Source organism: Streptomyces sp. R33, assembly GCF_041200175.1.
Taxonomy (GTDB): domain Bacteria; phylum Actinomycetota; class Actinomycetes; order Streptomycetales; family Streptomycetaceae; genus Streptomyces; species Streptomyces katrae_B.
Window position 1 is genome coordinate 7,065,941 of the sequence record NZ_CP165727.1, and the last position, 25,753, is coordinate 7,091,693.

Annotated in this window: 25 protein-coding genes; 8 read left to right on the top strand and 17 right to left on the bottom strand. The window is 72.5% G+C overall.

The genetic code is table 11. The features are described 5' to 3' along the window. Positions 1-159: 159 nt before the first annotated feature. Both AB5J51_RS32535 and AB5J51_RS32540 read right to left on the bottom strand, forming a co-directional pair. On the bottom strand, positions 160-1,755 hold the full coding sequence (locus AB5J51_RS32535; RefSeq protein WP_369779248.1) for an alkaline phosphatase: 1,596 nt from the start codon (positions 1,753-1,755) through the stop codon (positions 160-162). Between the two features lie 106 nt (positions 1,756-1,861). After that, positions 1,862-2,713 (bottom strand): alpha/beta fold hydrolase, encoded by an 852-nt coding sequence (locus tag AB5J51_RS32540; RefSeq protein ID WP_053789687.1) that lies wholly within the window; start codon positions 2,711-2,713, stop codon positions 1,862-1,864. Positions 2,714-3,047: 334 nt separating this feature from the next. Here AB5J51_RS32540 and AB5J51_RS32545 point away from each other — a divergent pair, with 334 nt between their 5' ends. Further along, positions 3,048-3,809: a GntR family transcriptional regulator gene (locus tag AB5J51_RS32545; RefSeq protein ID WP_053789686.1), complete on the top strand. Its 762-nt coding sequence runs from the start codon at positions 3,048-3,050 to the stop codon at positions 3,807-3,809. Positions 3,810-3,990: 181 nt separating this feature from the next. Here AB5J51_RS32545 and AB5J51_RS32550 read toward each other — a convergent pair whose 3' ends face one another. From AB5J51_RS32550 to AB5J51_RS32560, 3 genes are all read right to left on the bottom strand, one after another. After that, positions 3,991-5,148, bottom strand: coding sequence for an ROK family transcriptional regulator (locus AB5J51_RS32550; RefSeq protein ID WP_136222463.1), 1,158 nt, complete (start codon positions 5,146-5,148; stop codon positions 3,991-3,993). Between the two features lie 116 nt (positions 5,149-5,264). Beyond that, positions 5,265-5,915: a response regulator transcription factor gene (locus tag AB5J51_RS32555; protein ID WP_136222461.1), complete on the bottom strand. Its 651-nt coding sequence runs from the start codon at positions 5,913-5,915 to the stop codon at positions 5,265-5,267. 4 nt (positions 5,916-5,919) lie between these two features. Then, positions 5,920-7,095 (bottom strand): sensor histidine kinase, encoded by a 1,176-nt coding sequence (locus AB5J51_RS32560; RefSeq protein WP_136222459.1) that lies wholly within the window; start codon positions 7,093-7,095, stop codon positions 5,920-5,922. Positions 7,096-7,203: 108 nt separating this feature from the next. Between AB5J51_RS32560 and AB5J51_RS32565 the strand changes: the two genes are divergently transcribed. The 4 genes from AB5J51_RS32565 to AB5J51_RS32580 all read left to right on the top strand — a co-directional run bounded on the left by AB5J51_RS32565 (position 7,204) and on the right by AB5J51_RS32580 (position 9,851). Further along, the gene (locus tag AB5J51_RS32565; RefSeq protein WP_369779249.1) at positions 7,204-8,115 is read left to right on the top strand and encodes an ABC transporter ATP-binding protein; all 912 of its coding nucleotides are present in this window, start codon (positions 7,204-7,206) and stop codon (positions 8,113-8,115) included. A gap of 28 nt (positions 8,116-8,143) precedes the next feature. Next, entirely contained in the window at positions 8,144-8,893 is a 750-nt protein-coding gene (locus AB5J51_RS32570; protein ID WP_369779250.1) for an ABC transporter permease, read from the top strand. Between the two features lie 40 nt (positions 8,894-8,933). Continuing rightward, positions 8,934-9,368, top strand: coding sequence for a hypothetical protein (locus tag AB5J51_RS32575; protein ID WP_053789681.1), 435 nt, complete (start codon positions 8,934-8,936; stop codon positions 9,366-9,368). A gap of 99 nt (positions 9,369-9,467) precedes the next feature. Next, positions 9,468-9,851 carry a VOC family protein gene (locus AB5J51_RS32580; protein WP_369779251.1) on the top strand — a complete coding sequence of 128 codons (384 nt, stop codon included), beginning with the start codon at positions 9,468-9,470 and terminating at the stop codon, positions 9,849-9,851. 101 nt (positions 9,852-9,952) lie between these two features. Here AB5J51_RS32580 and AB5J51_RS32585 read toward each other — a convergent pair whose 3' ends face one another. Genes AB5J51_RS32585 through AB5J51_RS32595 form a run of 3 tightly spaced genes read right to left on the bottom strand, consistent with a single transcriptional unit; the run spans position 9,953 to position 12,425 of the window. Next, positions 9,953-10,600: a transposase gene (locus AB5J51_RS32585; RefSeq protein WP_369779252.1), complete on the bottom strand. Its 648-nt coding sequence runs from the start codon at positions 10,598-10,600 to the stop codon at positions 9,953-9,955. Positions 10,601-10,615: 15 nt separating this feature from the next. Beyond that, complete coding sequence (locus AB5J51_RS32590; RefSeq protein WP_053790229.1) at positions 10,616-11,278, bottom strand: response regulator transcription factor; 663 nt, start codon at positions 11,276-11,278, stop codon at positions 10,616-10,618. Further along, on the bottom strand, positions 11,253-12,425 hold the full coding sequence (locus AB5J51_RS32595) for a sensor histidine kinase (RefSeq protein WP_369779253.1): 1,173 nt from the start codon (positions 12,423-12,425) through the stop codon (positions 11,253-11,255). Before AB5J51_RS32595 ends, AB5J51_RS32590 begins: the two co-directional genes overlap by 26 nt. Before the next feature lie 175 nt (positions 12,426-12,600). On the opposite strand from AB5J51_RS32595, the gene AB5J51_RS32600 reads away from it, so the two are divergent. Continuing rightward, complete coding sequence (locus AB5J51_RS32600) at positions 12,601-14,871, top strand: MMPL family transporter (protein ID WP_369779254.1); 2,271 nt, start codon at positions 12,601-12,603, stop codon at positions 14,869-14,871. Positions 14,872-14,916: 45 nt separating this feature from the next. Here the strand turns inward: AB5J51_RS32600 and mug are convergent, their stop codons facing one another. From mug to AB5J51_RS32625, 5 genes are all read right to left on the bottom strand, one after another. After that, entirely contained in the window at positions 14,917-15,459 is a 543-nt protein-coding gene (gene mug / locus AB5J51_RS32605; RefSeq protein WP_053790227.1) for a G/U mismatch-specific DNA glycosylase, read from the bottom strand. Beyond that, positions 15,456-16,889: an adenylosuccinate lyase gene (purB, locus tag AB5J51_RS32610; RefSeq protein ID WP_030300188.1), complete on the bottom strand. Its 1,434-nt coding sequence runs from the start codon at positions 16,887-16,889 to the stop codon at positions 15,456-15,458. The genes mug and purB overlap by 4 nt, the downstream gene beginning before the upstream one ends. Before the next feature lie 71 nt (positions 16,890-16,960). After that, positions 16,961-17,752: an SGNH/GDSL hydrolase family protein gene (locus AB5J51_RS32615; RefSeq protein WP_369779255.1), complete on the bottom strand. Its 792-nt coding sequence runs from the start codon at positions 17,750-17,752 to the stop codon at positions 16,961-16,963. Positions 17,753-17,845: 93 nt separating this feature from the next. Beyond that, on the bottom strand, positions 17,846-18,871 hold the full coding sequence (locus tag AB5J51_RS32620) for a hemolysin family protein (protein ID WP_053790225.1): 1,026 nt from the start codon (positions 18,869-18,871) through the stop codon (positions 17,846-17,848). After that, the gene (locus AB5J51_RS32625; protein ID WP_369779257.1) at positions 18,868-20,208 is read right to left on the bottom strand and encodes a hemolysin family protein; all 1,341 of its coding nucleotides are present in this window, start codon (positions 20,206-20,208) and stop codon (positions 18,868-18,870) included. Before AB5J51_RS32625 ends, AB5J51_RS32620 begins: the two co-directional genes overlap by 4 nt. A 196-nt stretch (positions 20,209-20,404) precedes the next feature. Between AB5J51_RS32625 and AB5J51_RS32630 the strand changes: the two genes are divergently transcribed. Continuing rightward, positions 20,405-20,830 carry a GNAT family N-acetyltransferase gene (locus tag AB5J51_RS32630; protein ID WP_369779258.1) on the top strand — a complete coding sequence of 142 codons (426 nt, stop codon included), beginning with the start codon at positions 20,405-20,407 and terminating at the stop codon, positions 20,828-20,830. A gap of 43 nt (positions 20,831-20,873) precedes the next feature. On the opposite strand, the gene AB5J51_RS32635 is transcribed toward AB5J51_RS32630, so the two are convergent. Continuing rightward, positions 20,874-21,539 (bottom strand): class I SAM-dependent methyltransferase, encoded by a 666-nt coding sequence (locus AB5J51_RS32635; RefSeq protein ID WP_053790222.1) that lies wholly within the window; start codon positions 21,537-21,539, stop codon positions 20,874-20,876. 244 nt (positions 21,540-21,783) lie between these two features. Between AB5J51_RS32635 and AB5J51_RS32640 the strand changes: the two genes are divergently transcribed. Further along, positions 21,784-22,407, top strand: coding sequence for a hypothetical protein (locus tag AB5J51_RS32640; protein WP_053790221.1), 624 nt, complete (start codon positions 21,784-21,786; stop codon positions 22,405-22,407). 67 nt (positions 22,408-22,474) lie between these two features. On the opposite strand, the gene bioD is transcribed toward AB5J51_RS32640, so the two are convergent. From bioD to bioB, 3 genes are read right to left on the bottom strand one after another with little or no spacing between them, the layout of a single operon-like run. Then, positions 22,475-23,194: a dethiobiotin synthase gene (gene bioD / locus AB5J51_RS32645; RefSeq protein ID WP_053790220.1), complete on the bottom strand. Its 720-nt coding sequence runs from the start codon at positions 23,192-23,194 to the stop codon at positions 22,475-22,477. Position 23,195: 1 nt separating this feature from the next. Continuing rightward, on the bottom strand, positions 23,196-24,509 hold the full coding sequence (locus AB5J51_RS32650; RefSeq protein ID WP_053790219.1) for an adenosylmethionine--8-amino-7-oxononanoate transaminase: 1,314 nt from the start codon (positions 24,507-24,509) through the stop codon (positions 23,196-23,198). Continuing rightward, the gene (bioB, locus tag AB5J51_RS32655; RefSeq protein ID WP_053790218.1) at positions 24,502-25,743 is read right to left on the bottom strand and encodes a biotin synthase BioB; all 1,242 of its coding nucleotides are present in this window, start codon (positions 25,741-25,743) and stop codon (positions 24,502-24,504) included. Before bioB ends, AB5J51_RS32650 begins: the two co-directional genes overlap by 8 nt. Positions 25,744-25,753: the final 10 nt, after the last annotated feature.

The following is a 25,753-nucleotide window of genomic DNA, read 5'->3' on the forward strand; positions in this document are numbered from 1 at the left end:
ATCACGAACGGTCTGTGACCGACTGGTTAAGTGTCCGTCTGGTCGATTTCGCCCTGTTTTCCTGGCGGGACCCCGGGTTTCCGGATCTGAGAGGCAGGATCCCGCTGGCGTCTGGCGTCTGGCGTCTGGCGTCTGGCGTCTGCGGTCCTGCCCGCAGCCCTACTGGCCCACGCGGCCGGGCTGGAGCGTCGTGGTGAAGAGTACGCCGCCGCCCTGGCGCCGCAGCCGGACGGTGAGCTCCCCGCACGCGCCGTCGATGTCGACCTCCCCGTAGTACGGGGGGTTCTCGGACGGCGACATGTTGGCCGACGGGGCCGACTGGACGTACGCGGTCTCGGGCCCGAACGTGGCGTCCAGCTTCCCTGCGGGGAACCCGCCCGCGCCGACGGGACCGGAGACGAACTCCCAGAACGGCGCGAAGTCGGTGAAAGCGGCCCGCTCGGGGGCGTAGTGGTTGGCGGCCGTGTAGTGGACGTCGGCGGTGAGCCAGAGGGTGCCCGTGATGCGCTGGTGCTTGATGTGACGCAGGAGTTCGGCGATCTGCAGCTCGCGGCCGAGCGGGGCGCCCGGGTCGCCCTGGGCGACGGCCTCGAAGTTCGCGGCCCCGTCGGGTACGACGATGCCCAGCGGCATGTCGGCGGCGATGACCTTCCACGTGGCGCGCGAGCGCGACAGCTCGCGCTTGGCCCAGGCCAGCTGCTCCTGGCCGAGGATGCCGATCGGGTCCACGGTCTGGCGGCCGGGGGAGTTGGCATCGCGGTAGGTGCGCATGTCGAGGACGAAGACGTCGAGCAGCGGCCCGTACCGCATCACCCGGTACATCCGGCCCTCGGCGCGGCCGCCGCGGAGGTCGGTGACGGGGAAGTACTCGCCGAAGGCCCGGCGGGCGCGGCCGGCGAGCGTGTCGACGTCCCGCACGGTGTAACGGGGGTCGTCGATCACCTGGCCGGGGTACCAGTTGTTGCGCACCTCGTGGTCGTCCCACTGGGCGAGGACCGGCACCTGGGCGTTGAAATCGCGCAGGTTGCGATCGAGCAGGTTGTAGCGGAAGTTCCCGCGGAACTCGTCGAGGGTTTCGGCGACCTTCGCTTTTTCCTCGGTGGTGATGTTGCGCCAGAGGCTGCCGTCGCGCAGGGGGACGGAGGCCTGGATCGGCCCGTCGGCGTAGATCGTGTCCCCGCTGAAGAGGAAGAAGTCGGGGTCGCGCTGCCGCATCTCGTCGAAGACGCGGTAGCCGCCGAGGTCCGGGTTGATGCCCCAGCCCTGGCCCGCGAGGTCCCCCGACCACACGAAGCGCACGTCGTGGCGGCGGGAGACGGGGGTGGTCCGGAACGTGCCGCGGACCGGCTCGCCGGTGCGGCGCGGGTCGTCCGGGTCGGCCAGGATCACCCGGTAGTGGATCTGCTGCCCGGGCGGGAGGTCGCGCAGGGTGGTGGTGCCGGTGAAGTCGGTGGCGGGGCCGAGGAACGGACCGCCGTGCCGCCGGACGCCGTAGCGGAACGACTCGCTCGGGGACGTCTCGACGTACATCCGCGCCGGCCGGTCGGAGCGCGTCCAGACGGTGGCCGAGTGCGCGGTGATCTCGCCGGACTGGACGCCCCACGGCGCGCTCGGGCGCCCGGAGCGGGTGAACGCCGGGGCGTCGGCGGGTGCGGCGAGCGCGGGCGCGGCCAGCGCGCCGGACAGGGCGAGGCCCACCGGCACGGCGAGTGAACCGCCGAGCAGGGACCGTCGGGTGTGCGGAATCGGTGCCATCGGAGCGTCTCCAGGGGCCGGCGGGGACGGGTCGGACCAGTGTGCCGCCGCACACCGGCCCGCCCGCGTCGCGCAACCGAACCGTGGATGAACAGCCGTCAGCCGCTCAGCCCACCTGGCTGGTTGTGGCGCGCACCGTGTCCAGAACCACACGGGAGACCAGCGCCGGGTCGTCGTTCATCGGGACGTGACCGCATCCGCGGAGCCGGATCAGCCGGGCGTCGGGGACCGTGCGCTTGGCGCGGACGCCCTGGCGCGGCAGGAGCAGCCGGTCGCGGGAGCCCCAGGCGATGGTGACCGGCAGGCCGGGCACGTCCGAGGTGAACCGTACGGAGCGGCCCGCGGCCAGGGTCTCGTCGAAGCCGGTGGCCTCGCGCAGGGCGAGCGTCTCGGCGACGACGGCCTCCGGCGAACGGCGGGCCGGGTGGGCGTAGATGGTGCCGGTCAGCGCCGCCCGGCCGGCGGCGCTGCGCGAGAGCCGCTCCAGGGTGGAGTGGGGCAGCGTGAGGGCGCCGACGCGCATCGCGCGGAGGGTGGCGAAGGCGTACTTGCGCTCGGCCTCGGTCCAGAAGCCGGCGGGGGAGAGCGCGGTGACCGAGCGGACCAGGTTGCTCCGGCCCATCTCGAGGGCGAGGAGCCCGCCGAGGGAGTTGCCGACGACGTGCGGGCGTTCGACGCCGAGGGCCGAACAGAGCGCGCCGAGCGCGGGGACGAAGGTTCCCAGGTCGTACGGAACTCCCTGGGGCAGGGGCCCCGAGGCGCCGAAGCCGGGCAGGTCGACGGCGATGACGTCGTGCTCGGCGGCCAGGATGTCGGTCACCGGGTGCCAGGCCTGGAGGTGGTGGCCGATGCCGTGGAGCAGGAGAAGCGGCGCGCCGGCGCCCTTGCGCTCGTAGGCGACGGTGGCGGTGCGGGGGCCCAGCGGCGATTCGATCGGGAAGGAGACCGTTGCGGTCATGCTGCTCCTCGTCGGGTGGACGCGTGTGAGACAGGCTGTCAGTAATGACTAAGGCCATGATTACCGCCCGGTAGCCCGGCGGGACAAGCCTCTGGCGCGTGTCGGGGTGGGTCGTTGGAGTGAGCCGTCGGAGTGAGCCGTCGGCGAGCGAGAACATCGCGTGAACGGCTTGATACGTATGCCCGATCTGCCCGGTAAAGGGGTGAGGATTGGTCTTGACCAAGGGGGTGTGCGGTCCTATGGTCGGCAGGGATAGTGCAGGAACCTTTAATAAACAAAGGCGCGGAACTGCCGCTGGAACACGGCGATTGCAGCGATGGCAGGAGGAGTCAGGGTGGGGACCACGCAGCTCGAAACGGTGCCGGAGCCGAAGTACTGGCACCTCAAGACCGTCCTCAGCGAGGCGCTCGACCGCGACTTCTCCGTGGGCGAGGTCCTGCCGAACGAGCGTGAGCTCGCCGCCCGGTTCGGAGTCGCCCGCGCGACCCTGCGGCAGGCCCTGGAACAGCTCGAACTCGAAGGCCGCCTGCAGCGCCGCCGCGGCGTCGGCACCACCGTCGCCCCGCCGCGGGTCGGCGTGGCCGTCGGCAGCACCGGGCACAGCTGGCCCGGCGAGAGCGCCGACGGCTGGGAGATCGTGGACGTGGCCGAGGACGCCGTGCCGTCCGCGGCCGTCCTGAAGCTCCTCGGCGGCGCCCCCGACCAGCCCGTGCACACCGTGCGCCGGAGCCGGGTCTCCCACGGCCAGGCCGTCGCCGCCGAGCTGCTGTACGTGCCGGCCGCCTCCGTGCCCGGCCTCTCCTCCATCGACTCCCCGGCCGGACCCGCCCGGGCCCGCGCCGTGCTGCGCGAGCTCCAGCGGCTCGCCCTGGACGGCCAGGACCGCTCGGTGGAACTCGGCTCGGCGCGTGCCGACGACGCCAAGGAGCTGGACCGGCTGCCGGGCGCTCCGGTGCTGGTGGTCACGACCCGCTACTTCACCGCCGCGGGAACGGCAGCCGTCTCGGTTGCCACGTACCGCGCGGACACCTGCCGCCTGACCTTCGGAGACACGGGAGAGGTGGAGATCGCGCACGAGGCGCGCGTCGCCTCGTAACCCCCCGCCCCTGAACGGCCCGACTCCGGCACCCCCGGACCAGGGCCGTTCGACGTTCCGGGACTGACCGCGTTCTCCGACCCCCCGGCGGGCCGACGCCCGAGGGCCGACCGCGTCCGCGGCGAGCTCCGGCCGAAGGCGGACCGGATGCGGCCGCCGGGATCCGGCCCCCGGGATGCGGTCAGCGGCGGCGGGTGGTGACCGTTTTTTCCACCGCGAAGAGCTCTTCCTCGACGTGGTCCAGCGCCAGGCGCAGGGCTCCGGTGGCCACCGCGGCCTCGCCGAGCAGGGACTGCGCCACGCGCGGGGGACGCAGGCAGTAGCGCTCCAGCTCCCTGCGCAGGGGATCCAGCACCCCGTTGAGGCCGGCCGCCCAGCCGCCGACCACGACCAGCTCCGGATCCATGGCCAGGACTAGCGCCGCCACATCGTGTACCAGCCGCTGGATGAAGCGCTCCACCGCGGCCACGGCCTGCTCGTCGCCCCGCTTGGCCATGGCGAACACCTCGGCCACTGCCTGTTCGTCCAGCGGATGCAGCGGTTCGCCGGTCGTCGACAGCAGCTTCTCGGGCGTGACGTCACGGCCCAGCAGGTGCAGTGCACCGATCTCGCCGGCCGCCCCGCCGAACCCCCGGTGCAGCCGGCCTCCGATCAGCGAACCCGCCCCGGGGCTGAGCCCCGCCATCACGAACACCATGTCGTCGGTGTCCTGCGCCGCGCCCTTCCAGTGCTCGGCGACCGCGGCCGCATTGGCGTCGTTCTCCACCTGCACCGGGCAGCGGAACGAGCGCCGCAGCCGCTCGCCGAGCGGCAGCCCCGTCCAGCCGGGCAGAGCCGTGCCGAGGCGTACGGTGCCGTCCGCCTCCACGATGCCGGGGCTGCCGACGCCGACCGCCCGCAGGGAGTCGCGCGGCACGCCGGCCCGCCGCAGCAGATCGGCCACCGCGGCCCGCACCCGCTCCAGCCGCTCGTCGGCGGACGCCGTCTCGGCGACCTCCTTGGTGCCGGCGCCGATCACCCGCCCGTCCAGCCCGGACAGCAGCACCGCGACCCGGTGCGAGCCGATCTCGATGCCGAGGAGGTGCCCCGCCTCGGCCCGGAACCGGTAGCGCCTGGCCGGCCGCCCCTGGCGCCGTGCACCTTCCTCCGCGCCCGCCTCGACGACGAGGCCGGTCCCGATCAGCCCTTCGACCACGCCTTCGACGGTCGGCCGCGACAGCCCGGTCACCCGGGTGAGGTCGGTGAGTGTCGGCGATTGCGCCGCCCGCAGTGCACGCAGCACCACGGCCGAATTGATCCGCCGGAGCAGAGAGGGATCCCCGCCGGTCAGCTGCCCCAACGTGTGTCCTCCCAGCTAGCGAGCTTGTCTGCCGGATGGTACTGCGCCCCCGGGGCCGGGGCGAGAACCAGCCCCCCATCGGCCGGAACCGGCTGTTCCCCTCTGGTCGGCGCGGCTCAGGCCGGGGCGACGAATCCCGACTCGTACGCCGCGATCACGGCCTGGGTCCGGTCCCGCGCCCCCAGCTTGCCCAGAACCGCGCTCACATGGGACTTCACCGTTTCCGTGCCGACGATCAGCTCCTTGGCGATCTCGACGTTCGTCAGTCCGCGTGCCATCAGCCGCAGCACCGCCTCCTCCCGCTCGGTCAGCGCGGCCCGCTCCAGCACCGCCCGCGCCTGCCGGTTCCCGTACTCCGCGGCCAGCGCCCGCACGGCCGCCGGGAACAGCAGCGTCTCGCCCTCCGCCACCAGCCGTACCGCGTGCACGATCTCGGAGGGGCGGGCCCGCTTCAGCAGGAACCCGTCCGCCCCGGCCCGCAGGGCCTGGTACACGTACTCGTCGTTCTCGAACGTGGTCACCACGAGGATCTTCGGCGGGGAGTCCACGGTCCGCAGCACGGCCCGCGTCGCCTCGATCCCGTCGAGCAGCGGCATCCGCACGTCCATGGCCACCACGTCCGGCCTCAGCTGCCGCACGAGCGGGACGACGGAGGCCCCGTCGGCCGCCTCGCCCACCACTTCGATGTCGGGCTGGGCATCCAGGACGGCACGCAGCCCCGCGCGCACCAGGGGTTCGTCATCGACGAGCAGAACGGTAACCGGCATCCGGTCAGCGTATTCGCTCCAGCGGTAGCCGGGCGCGCACTCTCCAACCGCCCTCGAACGGCCCGGTCTCGGCCTCGCCGCCGAGCAGTGCGGCCCGCTCCCGCATCCCGCGCAGCCCGCTCCCCCTGCCGGGGATGAAGACGGGCCCGTCCGGCAGCGGGTTCGTGACCTCCATGTCCAGCCTGCCGACGGCCATTTCCACCCGGACCCGGACCGGCACCGGACCGCAGTGCCGCAGCACGTTCGTGAGCGCCTCCTGCAGGATCCGATAGCCCTCCCGGGTGACCGGGCCCGGCAACTGCTCCAGTCGTCCCGTCAGTTGTGCGTCCACCTCCGCCCCCGAGGCCCGGGCCGACTCCAGCAGCCGGTCGGCCTCCGCCAGCGTCGGCCGCTGCGAGACGGGCTGCGCCGACTCCCGCAGGACCAGCAGCACCCGTTCCAGGTCCTCCAGCGCGGTCCGGCCGGTCTCCTCGATCGCACTCAGCGCCCGGTCGGTGAACTCCGGGTCGCCGGCCGCCCGGGCAGCCCCCGCCTGCACCACGGCCACCGTCAGAGCGTGCCCAATCGAATCGTGCAGCTCCCGCGCGATGCGGGTGCGCTCCAACAGCTGCTCGGTGCGGGCCTCCAAGGCGGTGAGCCGCTCGGCAGCCGAAGGCCCCAGCAGCCGGCGCGCGACCGCCGTGACCAGCTCGCCGAGCAGCACCACTATGGCGATGAGAAGGACCAACGGCACCGGAACGAGGAGCGCGGCGGCCCAACGCGGCGGAGCGAAGGGGATCATGAGGTCCGAGTTGAGCGGGTGTCCCAGCGCCGCCGCGATCAGCTCGACCGTCACCACCGGGAGCCATACGGTCGCGGCCATGGCGGCGAGCGCGATGACGAGCCGTGCCTCGAGCCACAACAGCGTCCGCCACCGGTCGCCCCACCGCGCCGACGGCGCGGCACTGATGCCGCTGTCGGGGGAATCGCGGTCGTGCGGCGTGAGCAGGAACTGCGCCTGCAGCCCTTCCGCCAGCCGCACCCACGGCACCAGGCCGAACGGTATGACGATGACCAACGGCATCCACGGCCACGCAGGCTCTATGAACATCCACAGGGCCAGCAGCAGCACGGGCACGCACAGATGCAACCAGCGTGAGTAGGTCACCGGTTGGAGCGGGGCACGGAGCAGTCGGTACATGCCCCCATCGTGGCAGTGCGCGGCCTGGCCGCGTCTCCCCCACGTGGGGGAGACGGCACCCTCGCATGGGGGAGGGAGGGGGGTGGGTCGGGCGGCGAGTCTTGAGCCATGAACAGCATCGAGATCCGAGAACTGACCAAGGAATACGGCCGCACCCGGGCCGTGGACCACCTCACCTTCGACGTACTGCCCGGGCGGGTCACCGGATTCCTCGGGCCCAACGGCGCCGGGAAGTCCACCACCATGCGCCTGCTGCTGGGCCTGGACCGGGTCACCTCCGGGACGGCCACCATCGAAGGCGCGCGGTTCACCGACTTCCCCGACCCGCTCCACCGGGTCGGCGCGCTCCTGGACGCACAGGCGGCCCACGGCGGGCGCACCGCGCGGGACCACCTGCGCCTCCTCGCCGCCGCCCATCGCATCCCGGTGCGCCGGGTCGAAGAGGTACTGGAGCAGGCCGGCATCGCCTCGGCGGGCAGGCGGCGGATCAAGACCTTCTCGCTCGGCATGCGGCAACGTCTCGGCATCGCGGCCGCACTGCTCGGTGATCCCGCGGTGCTGCTGCTGGACGAGCCGACCAACGGCCTCGACCCCGAAGGCATCATCTGGATCCGGGAGCTGATGCGGAGCCTCGCCGCCGAGGGCCGCACGGTGCTCGTCTCCAGCCACCTGATGTCCGAGACCGCGGCGCTCGCCGACCACCTGGTCGTGCTCGGGCGGGGCCGGCTGCTGGCCGACTCCTCGATGGAGGAGTTCATCGAAGCCCGCAGCACCCCGAAGGTACGCCTGCGCACCTCCGACCCGGTCCGGCTCCGGGCCGCCCTGGCCCGGGACGGTTTCGAAATGGCGAGAGCCGACGACGGGCGCTGGACGGTGGACGGCATACGGGCCGAGCAGCTCGGCGGCATGGCAGCCCGCGAGGGCATCCCCGTACTGGAACTCTCCGACGAGCGCGCCTCGCTGGAGCAGGCCTATCTCGACCTCACCGCCGACCACGCCCAGTTCGCCGCCACCCACTGACCATCCCGCTCACTCAGGAGGCTTCGCCATGAGCTCTGCCCTGCCCACCGTCCCCGTCCTGCACTCGGAATGGATCAAGATACGGTCCCTTCGCGGCACCTTCGGGGCGCTGATCGCCGTCCTTGCCGCGACGGTGGGGATCCAGGTGCTCGCGGCCGCGGCGACAGGCGAGGCCGAATCCGGCAGCCTGGGGGACGATCCGCTCCTCGGGGCCTTCTACGGCATCAACTTCGGCCAGATAGCGGCCTTCGCCTTCGGGGCGAGCGCGCTGTCCGCCGAGTTCCAAAACGGCGCCCTCGGCACCTCGCTGACCGCGGTGCCGAACCGAACCCGCTTCTACCTGTCGAAGATCGCCGTGGTGGGCGTACTCGCCTTCGTGGTCGGCGAGGTCACCGGCCTTCTCACCTTCGTCCTGGGCCAGGTGCCGATGGGCCGGCACGCGCTCTCGCTGGGGGACCCGGGGTCTCTCCGCGCCGTGTTCGGCAGTGGTGTGTACCTCACGCTCATGGCCCTGTTCGCGGCCGGGCTGACGGCGGTGCTGCGCAGTGCTGCGGTCGTGCTGAGTGTGCTCATACCCTTCGTCGTCATGGTTCCGTTCATCATCGGCCAGGCTGCCGGCGGTGCGGCCGAGTTCCTGCCGGACCAGGCCGGGCAGCTCGTCATGCACCTGGACTCCACCGGTCGGCTCGGTCCCTGGAGCGGTCTCGGGGTGCTGGCGCTCTGGGCGCTGGCCGCGCTGGCCGGCGGCTGGACGGCGGTACGCCGACGGGACGCGTGACACGGAGCCAGTTGTCAGTGCCTCCCTGGATACTGACGGCATGACCACGGCAGAGCATCTCGACACGATCGACCGGCTCCGGACACGTGACTTTCCTGATGTCCGGGGCAGGTCCGAAGTGGGCACCAGCGGGCCCGGCTACCACCTTGCCGAGCTGGGCGGGAGCCGGTGGTACGGGGACGAGGACGCGGCCGACCGCCTGGCGCACGAGGACCAGGTGTCCGCCGAGTACGAGGCCCTGACCCAGCGGCTGGAGGAGCGGTGGGGCAAGCCCGACCGTTTCACGCTCGACAGCCTGAAGCTGCGGACGGAGTCCGGGGAGGTGGCGCAGCCGTGGCAGGAGATCGGCGACACGAGCGACCACCTGCACCTGTGGCGGGCCGGGGACCGCTGGGTCGCGATCTACGAGGCCCGGTGGGGGGCCGACCACTCACCGCAGCTCATGGCCGCGGTGACGGTGATCGACCCGCCCTAGGCCGTGAATCGAAAGCGCTGCCGTGCGCCTGAGCTGTGTGCGCGATGGCTGAGTGCAACTCGGTGGCATGTGGAGTGGAAGTGAGGAAGGCTCGCGCGCATGGTTTCGGTATTGCAGAACGTGGCGATTGACTGTGCGGATGCCTACGAGCTGGCCCGGTTCTGGAGCGGAGTGACTGGCCGTCCACTGCATCCGGAGGACAAACCGGGTGATCGGGAGACTCAGGTGCTGCTGGCGGAGGGCCCAGTGCTGTACTTCAACCAGGTGCCCGAGTCCAAGGTCGTCAAGAACCGGATCCATCTGTGTTTGCGCCCTGAGACATCGCGTGAGCCGGAGGTGGAACGGCTGCTCGGCCTCGGTGCCACCTTGGTCGCCGATCACCGGAATCCCGACGGCTCTGGCTGGGCAGTCCTTGCCGACCCCGAAGGCAACGAATTCTGCGTTCTCCGCAGCGAGTCCGACCGAGCCACGGCGGGTTGCTGACGCCCGTGCGCCATCCTGGCCAATCCCGTATGACCGCTGGTCACAGCCACTCGCCGATGGCTGCTACGAAGACGGTCGCCTCGTAGCGGACCGCGAGCTTGTCATATCGCGTGGCGACGGCGCGGTGTCTTCCTTCTCAGGTCGCCCCGCTTGCGGCCCCCGGCCGCATGCTGATGGGCGCGGCAGACAGTGGAGTCGACGCTCAAGTCCCGCGTGATCGCACCCTTCGCATCGGCCAGGGACTGGAGCCGGGTGAGGACCCGCTGCCAGGTGCCATTCCGCTGCCACCGGCGGAACAGGTCGCAGCCCCGGACCCACGGCCCGTACTCGACGGGGACATCCCGCCACGGAACACCGGTCCGGACCCGGAACCGTATGCCGTCGATCAGCGGCCGCCGAGACCAGACAGGCGGCCGCCCACCCTCGTCCCCTGCGGCAACAACGGCTCCAGCGTCGCCCACTGCTCTTCCGTGAGGCCTCCCCGCCCCGTGAGCCGTGATCATCCACAGCCCGAGATCCACGGGCGCGTATCGAGTCGTGATCATCGGGTGGTCCTGGTGCGGTCTTTGATCCAGATCATCGAGGCGTGCAGGTGGAGACTGGCGAGGTAGCTGTCGGGAGTCTTGTCGTTCGGGTTTCACCGTCCCGGTTCCGGCCTCCTGGTACATCACGCTCTGGGCGGGTGAGGCACGTGGAGCCGACGTGAGCCGACCGGTGCACTGATGTCCGGGCAGGGACTCATGGGACATGGCCCGGCACCCGGCTCAGGTTCCGGGGAGGATACGGCGCGTTTCGTAGGCCCACATCGCGATCTCGACCCGGTTGCGGGCGCCGAGTTTGGCCATCAGGCTGGCCAGATGCGTCTTCACCGTGCTGAGGCTGATGTGCAGTGCATCGGCGATCTCGGTGTTGGTCAGCCCGCGAGCGACGGCGAGGAGCACCTGCTCCTCGCGGGCGGTGACGGGGGAGACCGGCTGGGCCACGGGCCGGCCGGCGGGCAGGTCCGCGAATGCCTGGAGCAGACGGACGGTGACGCTGGGCGCAATGAGCGCCTCACCGCCGGACGCCGACCGTACGGCCTGGGCCAGAAGGTCTGGTCCGGTGTCCTTGAGGAGGAATCCGCGGGCACCGGCACGCAGCGCGCCGTAGACGTACTCGTCGAGGTCGAACGTGGTGATGACGACCACGGCCAGCGGGTCGGCGACGCCCGGGCCGGCGACCAGCCGGGTGGCCTCGAGCCCGTCGAGTACGGGCATGCGGATGTCGAACAGACAGACGTCGGGGCACAGTTCGCGGGCCAGACGTACCGCCTCCCGCCCGTCGGCGGCCTCGCCGACCACCTCGATGCCGGGCTGGGCGTTCAGCATGATCCGCAACCCGTTGCGGATGATCGTCTGGTCGTCAGCGACGAGGACGCGAATGGACACCGCTCTCGCTCCTCGCTCTCGGCAGTTCGGCGTCGACATGCCAGCCCCGGTCGGTACCCGGGCCGGCTCGTAGTGTGCCGCCGATCAGGGTCGCGCGCTCGCGCAATCCGGTAAGTCCGTATCCGTCGCGACCCCGGCCGGTGCGCCGGCCGTTGTCCCGCACGCTCACCCGCACCGTGTGCCGTTCCGCGGCGACCCGGACGACGACCTCGGTCGCGTCGACCGCATGGCGCAGCGCGTTGGTCACCGACTCCTGCACGATCCGGTAGACGGCCGCGTCCACGGCCGGGGGCAGCGCGTCCAGCTCGCCGTCGAGCCCCAGGTCGACCCTGAGGCGACCACCCGGGGTGCGCACCAGGCGCTCCAGATCCGCGACACCGGCAGGCGGCGCCAGCTCGGCGCCGACCCCGCGGTCGCGCAGCGCGGCGACCATGGCGCGCATTTCCTCCAGCGTGCGCGCCCCTTCCTCCTCGACCCCCTCCAGCGCCTCGACGGCGGCGGACGGGTCGGTGCCCGCGAGCACCCGGCCCGCCTGGGCGATGATCACCATGGCCGACACGTGGTGGGCCACCGTGTCGTGCAGTTCCCGGGCGAGCTGCTCGCGCTCGCGGGAGCGCACCTGCTCCAACTGCCGCTCGCGAGCGGTCACACGGAACCGCACGGCAGCCCCGACCACGCCGGGCAGCAGCAGGAAGACGATGCCCACGAGATTTTCGACGACCGGGGTCTCGTCCGTGACGGAACACAGCGCGCCGGCCGCGAGGATCACCGCGCCGCCCAGCACGATCTCGCGTCCCGATCCCCACCGGGGCAGCGCGTACACCAGCACGAGGACGATCGCGCCGGTGTACAGGCCGACGGGCTCGCGCGGTGCGGCGACGAGCGAGGCCACCTGAAGCAGGATCACCGAGCCGAACGCCAGCGTCACCATCGCCAGCGGGCGGGTCCGGCGCCACAGGGGCACCAGGCACAGCCATACGGCGAACACCACAGCCACCGGCCGCCACACGACGTTCTCGCGCAGGGTGGCCTCCAGCGCCACACCGGCAAGGCCCGCGGCGAGCAGCGCCCAGTCCCGCCGCACCCGGGCGGGCGCGCCGGGCGGCCGGGGTTCGGTCCACAGGGTTCGCAGGTCGTCTCGTAGCACGGTTCTCAGCCTAGGGACCGCGGCGTGCCGCGCATCGGCCGAAAGGACGGGTCGTCACTCCGCCCCGGGGCCGACGGATCCGCGGCCCGCGGGCCGATGCCGCGGAGCGCCGTGGCGACGAGCCTCGGCATCGGCGGCCGTACAAGGACGGCCGACGAGGTGGTTGGAGGACCTGATGCTCTCGAAAGCCCTGTTGCGCCTGGGCGCAAGCGCCGCCCGCCATCCCTGGCGGGTGATCGCGGCCTGGCTGATCGCCGCCACGCTTGTCGTCCTCGCCGCGATCGCCTTCGGCGGGCGGACCGCGGACTCGATGACCGCTCCGGGGCTGGACTCCGGACGGGCCGCGGAACTGATCGAGAGGGCCGGCACCGGCCAGGAGGGGATGACCGCCCAAGTGGTCGTCACCCCCCTCGACGACGGTGCGACGTTCTTCGACGACGACGGCGCGCGCACCGCTCTCACGCGGCTGCAGACCGAGGTGAAGCGGTTGCCGCACGTGCTCGGCACGAGCGACCCGGCGGGGGCACTCGACGCAGGCGGGGACACCGCCGTGCGCGGCGGCCTCGTCTCGGCCGACGGGCGGATCGCGGTCGTCCGGGTGCAGTACCCCGACCAGAGCCGGCTGTCGGCCGAAGACCTCGACGCCCTCGTCGATCTCGGCGACCGGCTGCGCGCCGAACTGCCCCTGCGCATCGAGATGGGCGGGAACCTCTTCTACGCCTTCTCCGACCCCGACGGCGGCGCGAGCGAGCTCATCGGCCTCCTCGCCGCGGCCGCGATCCTGTTCCTGGCGTTCGGTTCGCTCGTCGCAGCCGCGCTGCCGATCGGCATGGCGGTCTTCGGACTGACCGTCGGGGTCGCCACGATGACGGTACTGGCGGGGGTGACGGACGTCCCGACCTTCGCACCGGTCCTGGGCAGCATGGTCGGGCTCGGAGTGGGCATCGACTACGCGCTGTTCGTGCTCGCCAGGCACCGGGAGTACCTCGCGCGCGGGCTCGATCCCCAGGAGGCGGCCGGACGAGCGGTGGCAACGGCGGGGCGGCCCGTGGTCTTCGCCGGCGGCACCGTCGTCGTATCGATCCTCGGCCTGGCGGTCGCGAACGTGCCGTTCATGACGGTGGGCGGGTTCGCCGTCTCGATCGTCGTCCTGACGATGGTGCTCGCGTCGGTGACGCTGCTGCCGGCCTTCCTCGGCGCGGCGGGCCCGCGGCTGGGCCGGGCCGGCCGGATCGGCCGGGCTCTGCAGACCGGGATGCTGGGCCGACTCGCACGGCGGCGGGACACGGTGGCGGGCGCCGCTCCCGCCGCCGGGTGGCGTCGCTGGATCGGGCACGTCAGCCGGCACCCGGTCCTGTACGCGATCGGCGCGGCGGGGCTGCTGCTGACCGCGACGCTGCCCGTGCTCGGCCTGCGCGTCGGCCTGCCCGACGAGGGCTCACTGCCGCAGAGCCGTACCGAGCGCCGCGCCTACGACCTCGTCGCCGAGGGGTTCGGCCCGGGCACCAACGGTCCCCTCGTCGTCGCCGCGGACCCCACCGGTGATCCGGGAGTGCTGGACCGACTCGTCGGGGCGGTCGCGGCGGATCCGGGCATCGCATCCGTCGCGCCGACGCACGTCGACCGGGCCACCGGCATCGCGACCCTCGTGGTGTTCCCGACCACCAGCCCTCAGGACAAGGCCACGGCCGACACCATCGCCCGGCTGCGCACCGACGTGCTGCCCACGGCGATCGGGCACGGCCCGGCCAGGGCCCACGTCGGCGGCGCCGCCGCGAGCCTGTCCGATGTGGGCCGACGCACCAGCCAACGCCTGCCGGTGTTCGTCGCCGCCGTGCTGGCGATGTCGTTCCTGCTGCTGATGCTGGTCTTCCGCTCGATACTCGTACCGCTGAAGGCGGTACTGCTGAACCTGCTGAGCATCGGCGCGGCCTACGGGGTCATGGTCGCGGTCTTCCAGTGGGGCTGGGGAGGCGCACTCATCGGGCTGGAAGCGACGGTTCCGATCGTGTCGTTCATCCCGATGTTCCTCTTCGCCATCCTGTTCGGCCTGTCGATGGACTACGAGGTGTTCCTCCTCTCGCGTGTACGCGAGGAGTACCTGCGCACCGGCGACAACGGCACGGCGATCGTTGAGGGCGTCTCGGGCACCGCCCGGATCATCACCTCGGCCGCCCTCATCATGGTGGCGGTCTTCCTGTCCTTCGCCGTCGCCGAGGACCCCTCTGCCAAAATGTTCGGGCTCGGCCTGGCCACCGCGATCTTCATCGACGCCACGGTCGTACGCATGGTGCTGGTACCGGCGACCATGACACTCCTCGGCCGGACCAACTGGTGGCTGCCGAAGTGGCTGGACTGGATGCTTCCCGGCGGCCCGGTCGGCACCGACGACACCGACGCGGAACCCACGGATGAGACCCCGCGTCCACGGCTGGCTGACCGTTGACTCAACTCCTGCCCGCCTTTGGCGTCCGGCACCTCAGCGCGTCACCTAGGGGGTTGCCTCGGCGGCCGCGCGGAGGCGGGCGTATTCCTGGGCCATGGATTCTGCCGTCCAGTGGGCGTTGAGGCCGCTGGGGTTGGGGAGCGCCCAGATGCGGGTGGAGCCGATGGTCCGGTCCTGGGGGCCGATCTGGGCCTTGCGTTCGCCAAAGGCCGTGCGGTACGCGGTGACACCGACGACCGCCAGCCATTGCGGGCGCAGCTGTTCCACCTTGGCGGTCAGGATGCGGCCGCCCTCGCGGAACTCCTCGGCGCTCAGCTCGTCGGCCCGGGCCGTGGCGCGGGCGACGACGTTGGTGATGCCGAGCCGGTGGGTCAGCAGCTCCTCCTGCTCCGCGGGGGCGAAGCGGCGCGGAGTGAAGCCGGACAGGTGCAGGACTGGCCAGAACCGATTGCCGGGGCGGGCGAAGTGATGGCCCGTCGCGGCGGAGAGGAGACCCGGGTTGATCCCGCAGAACAGCACGCGCAGACCGCCCGCGACCACGTCCGGGATGACGCGGTCACGGGCGGCGCTCAGCTCCTCGGGGGTCAGAGGATCGACCCCGGCGTGTACCCGGCGGCCTCCGGGTGCTGCTTGGCGATCGCCTCGATACGGGAGACCACCGCGGCGACCTGGTCACCGGCGGCGCCCGTGAAGGACAGCTTGTCGGCCATCAGGGCGTCGAGCTGGGCCCGGTCGAGCGGCATGCGCTCGTCGGCGGCCAGCTTGTCCAGCAGTTCGTTGCGCTCGGCGCCCTGCTCGCGCATGGCGAGCGCGGAGGCCACCGCGTGCTCCTTGATGACCTCGTGCGCGGCCTCGCGGCCGACACCCGCCCGCACCGCGCCCATCAGGACCTTGGTGGTCGCGAGGAACGGCAGGTAGCGGTCCAGCTCGCGGGCCACGACCGCCGGGAAGGCGCCGAACTCGTCGAGGACGGTCAGGAAGGTCTCGAGCAGGCCGTCGAAAGCGAAGAACGCGTCGGGCAGCGCCACCCGGCGGACCACGGAGCAGGAGACGTCGCCCTCGTTCCACTGGTCGCCCGCCAGCTCGCCGGTCATCGAGGCGTAGCCGCGCAGGATGACCATCAGGCCGTTGACGCGCTCGCAGGAGCGGGTGTTCATCTTGTGCGGCATCGCGGAGGAGCCGACCTGGCCGGGCTTGAAGCCCTCGGTGACCAGCTCGTGGCCGGCCATCAGGCGGATCGTCTTCGCGATCGACGAGGGGGCGGCGGCCAGCTGCACCAGGGCGGTGACCACGTCGTAGTCGAGCGAGCGGGGGTAGACCTGGCCGACCGAGGTGAAGGCCTGGGCGAAGCCGAGGTGGGCGGCGATCCGCTGCTCCAGGTCGGCGAGCTTGGCGGCGTCGCCGCCGAGCAGGTCGAGCATGTCCTGGGCGGTGCCGACCGGGCCCTTGATCCCGCGCAGCGGGTAGCGGCCGAGCAGGTCCTCCAGGCGGTCGTAGGCGACCAGCAGCTCGTCGGCCGCGGTGGCGAAGCGCTTGCCCAGGGTCGTCGCCTGCGCGGCGACGTTGTGGGAGCGGCCGGCCATGACCAGCTCGGCGTGCTCGCCGGCCAGCTTGCCGAGACGGGCCAGGACGGCGACCGTGCGGTCGCGGGCCAGCTCCAGCGAGAGCCGGATCTGCAGCTGCTCGACGTTCTCGGTGAGGTCGCGGGAGGTCATGCCCTTGTGGACGTGCTCGTGGCCGGCGAGGGCGTTGAACTCCTCGATGCGGGCCTTCACGTCGTGCCGGGTGACCTTCTCGCGCTCGGCGATGGAGGCGAGGTCGACCGTCTCCAGGACACGCTCGTAGTCGGCGAGGGCGGCGTCCGGGACGTCGATGCCGAGGTCCTTCTGGGCGCGGAGGACGGCGAGCCACAGCCGCCGCTCCAGTGTCACCTTGTACTCGGGGGACCACAGGACGGCGAGCTCCGCGGAGGCGTAGCGGCCGGCCAGGACATTGGGGATGCGGGGCTTGGCTGTCACGTGTAGGGATTCTACTTGGGCCGCAGCTGTGCGTTTACGCAGGTAGGGGCCCCGCCCCGGATTGTGCCTTGCTACGAGAGCCGGTCGCCCGCGACGGCCTCGTACGGCAGCAGCTCCGGGCGCTTGGCCGGGCGGCCGTCCCCGGAGGAGCGGCCCGTCAGCCGGCGGCCCACCCAGGGCAGCAGGTGCTGCCGTGCGAAGCTCAGGTCCTGCGAGCGGCGTACGGCCCAGCCCGGGGGCACCGCGGGCGGGAGCTCGGCGCGCCAGTCCTGCTCGGGCGGCAGGCCCAGCGTCTGCCAGACCGCCTCGGCCACCCGGCGGTGGCCCTCGGGCGTCAGGTGCAGCCGGTCGACGTCCCACATGCGGGGGTCGGCGAGTACGGCGGCCCCGTACAGGTCCACCACCAGGGCTCCGTGCCGGGCGGCGAGCTCCTCGATGAACGCGAAGAGCTCCTCCATGCGCGGCCGGAAGCGGTCCATCACCGGCCCGTTGCGCCCCGGGGAGCGCATCAGCACCAGCGTCTTGCACGTGGGCGCCAGCAGCCCCACGGCCTCCTCGAGGTGTCCGCGCACCCGGCCCATGTCGACCTTCGGACGCAGCGCGTCGTTCAGGCCTCCCACCAGGGTCACCACATCGGCGCGCATCGCCGCCGCGGCCGGGACCTGATCCTCGGCCATCTGCCCGATCAGCTTCCCGCGGACCGCGAGGTTCGCGTACCGGAAGCCCGGCTCGCGCACCGCGAGGCGGGCGGCCAGCAGATCGGCCCAGCCCCGGTAGGAGCCGTCGGGCAGCAGGTCGGACATGCCTTCGGTGAAGGAGTCGCCGACCGCGACGAAACTGGTGTAAGACGCATTCATCTCCATGGCGGAGTGATGTTACCGCGCGGTACCCCGACCCCGCAGGGCCGGGGCGCCGCATCCGGCAGCGCCGGGTCGAACCCGCGCGCGCAAGCCGCGTCAGGCGGAGGCCGGCCTGCCGAACAGCTCGCGCAGCACGTCCTCCATCGTCACCAGGCCCGTCATCGCCCCGTCCGCCCCGAGCACCGCCGCCAGGTGCGTCCGGCTGCGCCGCATCGCGGTCAGCACGTCGTCCAGCGGCGTCTCCGCCCGCACTTGGGCGATCGGGCGCAGCGCCGACACCGGGAACGCCTCGTCACGCTCCGGTCCGTCCGCGTCCAGGGCGTCCTTGACGTGCAGGTATCCGAGGATCCTGGCCTGGGCGTCGATCACCGGGAAGCGGGAGTACCCGGACTCGGCCGACAACCGCTCCAGCCCCGCGGGCGTGAGGCCCTCCCGGGCCACGACGACCCCGTGCAGCGGCAGCACCACGTCGTTGACCGGCCGGCGGCCCAGCTCCAGGGCGTCGTGCAGCCGCTCGCTCGCCCGGCCGTCGATCAGCCCCGCCTCGCTGGAGTCGCGCACGATCCGCGCCAGCTCGTCGTCCGTGAAGGTCGCCGAGACCTCGTCCTTCACGTCCACCCTGAGCAGCCGCAGCAGGAGGTTGGCGAAGGCGTTGATCGCGAAGATCACCGGCTTGAGCGCCCGCGTCAGGGTCACCAGCGGCGGACCGAGCAGCAGCGCCGTGCGCACCGGCTCGGAGAGGGCCACGTTTTTCGGCAGCATCTCGCCGAAGAGCATGTGCAGGTACGTCGCCAGCGCCAGCGCCACGACGAACGAGATCGCGTGGGTCAGCCCGGACGGCACCCCGAACAGGTCGAACAGCGGGGTCAGCAGGTGTGCGATGGCCGGCTCGGCCACCACGCCCAGGACCAGGGTGCACAGCGTGATCCCGAGCTGAGCCGCCGCCATCAGCGCCGACAGGTGCTCCAGCCCCCACAGCACGGCGCGGGCCCGCCGGTCCCCCTGCTCGGCGTACGGCTCGATCTGGCTGCGCCGCACCGAGATCAGCGCGAACTCCGCGCCGACGAAGAAGGCGTTGACGACCAGGGTCGCCAGGCCGATCAGCAGTTGGAGCACCGTCATCGGGCTCCCTCCCCACCCTTGTCCTGCGACGGCTCGACGGGCGCGTGCAGCAGCACCCGCGCCGCCCGCCGTCCGCTGGCGTCCACCACGTCGATCCGCCAGCCGTCCAGCTCCATGCTGTCGCCGACGGCCGGGATCCGGCCCAGTTCGGTCGCTATCAGCCCGGCCAGCGTCTCGTACGGGCCGTCCGGCACGCGCAGTCCGATCCGCTCCAGCTGGTCGGTGCGCGCGGCGCCGTCGGCGGAGTAGAGGCGGCGCCCGGAGGTGTCCGTACCGGCCGGGGCCAGATCCGGGGTCTCGTGCGGGTCGTGCTCGTCGCGCACCTCGCCGACGACCTCCTCGACGATGTCCTCCAGGGTGACGACGCCGGCCGTGCCGCCGTACTCGTCGATCACCACGGCCATCGTCTGGCGGCCGGACAGCAGGTCCAGCAGCCGGTCCACGGTCAGCGACTCCGGCACCAGCAGCGGTTGGCGCAGCAGCTGGGAGACGGGCCGGCGGCGCCGTTCCTCGGCGTGCAGCGCGAGCACGTCCTTGATGTGGACCGTGCCGACGACGGTGTCGAGGCTGCCCCGGTAGACCGGGAAGCGCGACAGGCCGGTCGCCAGCGTCGCGTTCGCCACGTCCTCGGCGGTGGTCTGCACGTCGAGGGCGGTGACCTGGACGCGCGGGGTCATCACGTTCTCCGCGGTCAGGTCGGCCAGGTTCAGGGTCCGTACGAACAGCTCGGCGGTGTCCTTCTCCAGCGCGCCCGCCTTGGCGGAGTGCCGGGCCAGCGCCACCAGCTCCTGCGGGGTGCGCGCGGAGGCCAGCTCCTCGGCCGGCTCCATGCCGAACCGGCGGACCATGTGGTTCGCCGTGCTGTTCAGATGGCTGATGAACGGCCGGAAGGCGCGGCTGAAGACCCGCTGCATGGTGGCCACCCGCTTGGCGATGGCAAGCGGGGACGAGATCGCCCAGTTCTTGGGCACCAGCTCGCCGACGACCATCAGGACGACGGTCGACAGCACCGTGCCGAGGATCAGGGCGGTGGAGGAGGCGGCGCCGGCCGACAGCCCCATGGCCTCGAAGGGGCCCTGGAGCAGGGCGGCGATCGACGGCTTGGAGATCATGCCGATGACCAGGCCGGTCACGGTGATGCCGAGCTGGGCGCCGGAGAGCTGGAACGTCAGGCTGCGCACGGCCGCCCGGGCGCTCTCCGCCCCGCGCTCGCCGCGCTCGACGGCTTGGTCGAGCTCGCTGCGCTCGACCGTGGTCAGCGAGAACTCGGCCGCGACGAAGGCCCCGCAGGCAAGGCAGAGCAGCAGCGCCACGAGGAGCAGGAGCACTTCGGTCATCGGTCGGTCACCTCCATTCCATGATCAGCCAGGAGGAGGGGTATCGCGCGATGTCGGGTACTGGGGGGCTCGCCCATGGGCGGACGCTCACACCTTTCGATCGGGTCGGTCGGCTTGCTGTCCACAAGGGTAAAGGACGGGCAAAGAGAGCGGATCATTCTTTTGGCTGAGCGCACCCGGATGATGGGATCCGGACATGGGCGATCTTCACATCGGTCCCGCGGCGGCCGCCGATCTCAGCACCGTGCTCGACTTCTGGAAGACCGCTGCCGAGGGAACGAGTATCAGCGACGACCTCGCCGGGGTCGAGCAGCTCCACGCCCGCGATCCGCACGCCCTGCTGCTCGCCCGGCGCGAAGGCGAACTGGTCGGCACCGTGATCGCCGGCTTCGACGGCTGGCGCTGCCACCTCTACCGGCTCGCGGTCCACCCGGCACACCGCCGCCGGGGCATCGGATCGGCGCTGCTGGCCGCCGCGGAGGAGCGCTTCGCCGCGCTCGGCGGACGGCGGGCGGACGCGATGGTGCTGGACCGCAACGAGCGGGCGCACGGGGCGTGGGACGCGGCCGGGTACCACCCCGAGGACCACTGGACGCGCTGGGTCAAACCGCTGGGCGACTGAGGCCCGGCGGGCAGGGCCCAGCTCCCCGGCCGCCGCAAACCCCCTACGCGGGACCGCGGCGGGCGGAACCGATCACGCAGTACGAGGTGGGCAGCGCCGGTCCGCGCTCGGGCAGCCGGAAACTGCGGTACGAGACGGCCCGGAAGCCCGCGGCCTCGATCGCGGCGACCGGGTCCCGGGACGTGTGGCACCCGCCGAAGAGGTGGGGCCACACGGTCCGGTCCAGCGTGCGCTGGACGGCGGACATGCCGGGGGTGGGCGCCCGGCCGTGCTCGAAGAAGCGGAGCTCGGCGTCGGGGCGCAGCACCCGGTGGAGCTCCGCGAGCGAGCGGGGCAGGTCCCGTACGGTGCACAGCACGAGGGAGGCGACGGCGGCGTCGAAGGCCTCGCTCTTGACCGGGAGGGCCTCGGCGAGGCCCGGCACGACGTCGACGGGGACCTCGGCGCGCACGGCGGCGTCGGCCGCGAGCCGCCGCAGGCGCCGTTCCGGTTCGACGGCGACGACCTCGGAGACGGCGCGGGGGTAGTGGGCGAAGTTGAGGCCGTTGCCCGCGCCGATCTCGATGATCCGGCCGGACACCCCGTGCAGGAGCTCGCTGCGGAGGGCGGCGATGCCTCCGCGGGTGTCGGCGGCGGTGCTGAACCGGGCGTAGAACCGGGCGAAGAGCGGGTGGTCGACGGAATCCGGGCCTTGGTGCGGTGTGGCCATGGCGGGCCTCCGGGGCGGGGTCGGCGGGTGCGGTTGCCCTGCCCGGCTGTTCCCCCTCCGGGCGGCCCGCAAAACCGCCTGCCCGCGGGACGGACCCGTCTCACGCGGTCTCACCTCACTGCCCGTCGGGGACGACCGCCCGCACGGGGATTGAGTACGCGTACTCAGGAGCCCGGGACCTGACGTGGGGACAATCGGGTGACCCGCCCCGCATGCGGGGGCCCGCCCAGGGAAAGTGGAGACCGTGACATCCCGTACCACCACCGCCGGCGCGGTGCTGTTCGCCGCAGGACTGCTCGCACTGACCGCCTGCGGTACCACGGTGTCCGGGAGCGGCGCTGCCGCGGACCCGTCCCCGGTGCCGACGACCGGTCAGACCCCGGACCACGCCGCCCAGGCGGCGGCCGCCGTGGCCCGCCACGACAAGCTCTTCCCCGAGGTGGCCGAGCTGTGCCGGGGCAAGGCGACTGCGGCCCCGACCGGGCCGGCCACGCCGGGTGAACTGCCCACGGACCCGGAGGCGCGCAAGTACGCGGAGAACCACGCGTACAAGAACGAGGCCACGCTCACGCCTGCGGCCAAGTGCCGGGGCGACGCGCACGCCGCCCGGATCAGGAAGGCGCTGGGCGGTTCCGACGGGAAGGGCGCACCGAAGTCGACGGAGGAGCTCAGCGGGCTCCTGACCGGGATGGGCTACAAGCCGGAGGCCGGGGACGTGTACGCATCGAGCACGGGCAACCTCTCGTTCGTCCTGTCGATCCCGGAGAGCGGCCCGTGTGTGACGGGCCATCTGACCCCGCCGATGAGCGTGAAGGCGCACGGGGTGTACATGGAGGGCGGCTGCCACGAGCCGCGCGGCGGCCACTGAACGCACCGAGGACGGGGGCCCGGCGGGCCGCTTGGCGCCGCCGGGCCGATGAGGTCCGCGTCCGGGATCAGGGCTGCCAGGCCGTCAGGAACGACTCCGGGGACCAGGTGCCCGCGAGGGCGGGGGACAGCCAGGTGGGTGCCGCCGTACGGAACGACTCCGGGGACAGGGATCCCGAAGCCTCCGGGACGGCGCCCAGCAGCGGCAGCCCCGAGGACGACGGGAGGTCCGCCAGGTTGCAGCGGCAGGCCAGGTCCGGCTCGGCCGGCCAGCTGCCGATGACCACGCCCAGGGCCTCCAGCTCCCGGGCCCGGAGGGCCTCGGCCGTCAGGGTCGTGGAATTGAGGGTGCCGAGGGCGGCCGGGGCGACCACCAGCACCGGGGCGCCGAGCAGCCGGGCCGCATCGGCCAGCGTGTGGCCCGCCTCGTCGAAGCGGACCAGGAGGCCGCCCGCGCCCTCCACCAGGACCAGGTCGTGGGACCGGGCGAGCCGGCTCGCCGCCTCCGCGACGGCGGTCGGCGAGACCGTGGGCAGTCCCGCTCGGCGGGCCGCCGTGTCGGGGGCCAACGGCTCCGGGTAGCGGGCCAGTTCCACCGCCGTGACCGTCGGGCCCGCCAGGCGGACCGCTTCCGCCGCGTCGCCCGGCTCGGTCGCGTCCACGCCGGTCTGCGCGGGCTTGAGGACCGCCACCGAGCGGCCCGCCGCCACCGCGGCCGCCGCGATCGCCGACGTGACGACCGTCTTGCCGATCTCCGTGCCCGTGCCCGAGACCATCAGTACCGGCATGTCAGCCCTCCTCCGCCGCCGCGCACACCGCACGGCAGATGCGCGCCACGTCGCCGTCGCCCGTGACGAACGGGGGCATCACGTAGATCAGGTCCCTGAACGGGCGCACCCACACGCCTTCGCGGACCGCTGCGCGGGTCGCCGCGGCCACGTCGACCTCGTGGGTCAGCTGGACCACGCCGATCGCGCCCAGGACGCGTACGTCCCGGACACCGGGCAGGTTCCGCGCCGGCGCCAGGCCCTCCTGCAGGCCCGCCTCGATGCGCTTGACCTCACGCTGCCAGTCCTGGCCGAGCAGCAGGTCGATCGAGGCCAGCGCCACTGCCGTGGCGAGCGGGTTGCCCATGAACGTCGGCCCGTGCGCGAGGACCGGGACGGCGCCCCTGCTGATCCCGTTCGCCACCCGCTCCGTGCACAGCGTCGCCGCCAGCGTGAGGTAACCGCCGGTCAGGGACTTGCCCAGGCACATCACATCCGGGGTCATCCCCGCGTGGTCCGCCGCGAACAGCGCGCCGGTGCGGCCGAAGCCCGTCGCGATCTCGTCCAGGATGAGCAGGACGTCGTACTCGTCGCACAGTTCGCGCAGCACCCGCAGGTAGCCCGGGTTGTGGAAGCGCATGCCGCCCGCGCCCTGGACCACCGGTTCCACGATCACCGCCGCCAGCTCGTCCGCGTGCGCGGAGACCAGGGAGCGCAGGTGGTCGACGTACGCCGGGTCCACCGGCGCGTCGAAGCCGCTCGGCGGCACGTCGGCGAACAACTGGCGCGGGAGGATCCCGGACCAGAGCTCGTGCATGCCGCCCTCGGGGTCGCAGACCGCCATGGGCGTCCAGGTGTCCCCGTGGTATCCGCCGCGCCAGGTCAGCAGCCGGGTCTTGCCGGGCCGGCCGATGGAGCGCCAGTACTGGAGGCACATCTTCACCGCGACCTCGACCGAGACCGAGCCCGAGTCGGCGAGGAAGACGTGCTCCAGGCCGGGCGGGGTGATCTCGACCAGCCGGGCGGCCAGCCGGACGGCGGGCTCGTGGGTGAGCCCGCCGAACATCACGTGGGACATGCGGCCGAGCTGGTCGGTCACGGCCTCGTTCAGGACCGGGTGGTTGTACCCGTGGATCGCCGACCACCAGGAGGACATGCCGTCGACCAGCTCGTCCTGGCCCTGGGAGGGCTCGGCCAGCCGCAGCCGGACGCCCGAGGCGGAGGAGACGACCAGCGGCTCCTGCCGCCCGGGCATCGGGCCGTACGGGTGCCAGACGTGCTGCCGGTCCAGCGCGAGCAGCTCGGCGGCCGGCATCGCGTGGTGCTGGTCAGGCATTGGGCGCGAGATCCGTTCCCGCGCCCCGGCGGCGGACCGCCACCAGGTCCGAGCGGACCTCGCCCGCCGAGGCCTGGGCCGGGGCCTGCCCCGACGCCTGCGCCGCGGCCTGCGCCGGGACGGCCTCGTGCTCGTGCCCCGAGCAGCCGCCGCACGCCGAACCGCAGCCCGCCTCGGCCGCCGAGGAGCCGCACGGGCCGTGGGCCGCGGCGGCCGCGGCCACCGCGTCCGCCCGGTGCGCCGGGAGGGTCGTCGTACCGGCGCCCTCCACCTCGAAACCGGCGTCCGCGATCATGTCGAGGTCGGCCTGGCCCGCCTGGCCCTCACTGGTGAGGTAGTCGCCGAGGAAGATCGAGTTCGCGATGTTCAGGGCGAGCGGCTGCATCGAGCGCAGGTGCACCTCGCGGCCGCCGGCGATCCGGACCTCCACGTCGGGGCAGACGAACCGGACCATCGCCAGGATCCGCAGGCAGCGCTGCGGGGTGAGGTTCCACTCCTTGGCCAGCGGGGTGCCCTCGAAGGGGATCAGGAAGTTGACCGGCACCGAGTCGGAGTCCAGCTCGCGCAGCGAGAAGACGACGTCGACCAGGTCCTCGTCGCTCTCGCCCATGCCCGCGATGAGACCGGAGCAGGCGGACAGGCCCGCCGCGTGCGCCTTCTGCACCGTGTCGACCCGGTCCGCGTAGGTGTGGGTCTTGGTGATCTGGCCGTACGTGGCCTCGGACGTGTTGAGGTTGTGGTTGTAGGCGTCGGCGCCCGCGTCCTTCAGGCGCTCGGCCTGGCCGTCCGAGAGCAGGCCGAGGCACGCGCACACCTCGACGCCCTCGTTCTGCTCCTTGATCGCCTCGATCGTCTTGCCGACCCGCTCGACGTCGCGGTCCGTCGGGCCGCGCCCGCTCGCCACCAGGCACACGCGCTTCGCGCCGCCCGCGACACCGGCCGCCGCGGCCTGGGAGGCCTCGTCGGGCTTGAGCCACGTGTACTTGAGGATCTCGGCCTTCGATCCCAGGCGCTGGGAGCAGTAGGAGCAGTCCTCGGGGCACAGCCCGGACTTCAGGTTGACCAGGTAGTTCAGCTTGACCCGACGCCCGAACCACTGGCGGCGCACCTTGCCGGCCGCGGCCACCACGTCGAGCAGTTCGTCGTCAGAGGTCGCCAGTACGGCGAGCGCCTCTTCGCGGGTCGGCAGCTCGCGCCGCAGCCCCTTGTCCACCAGGGTGTTCAGCAGGTCCATGACGCCGATC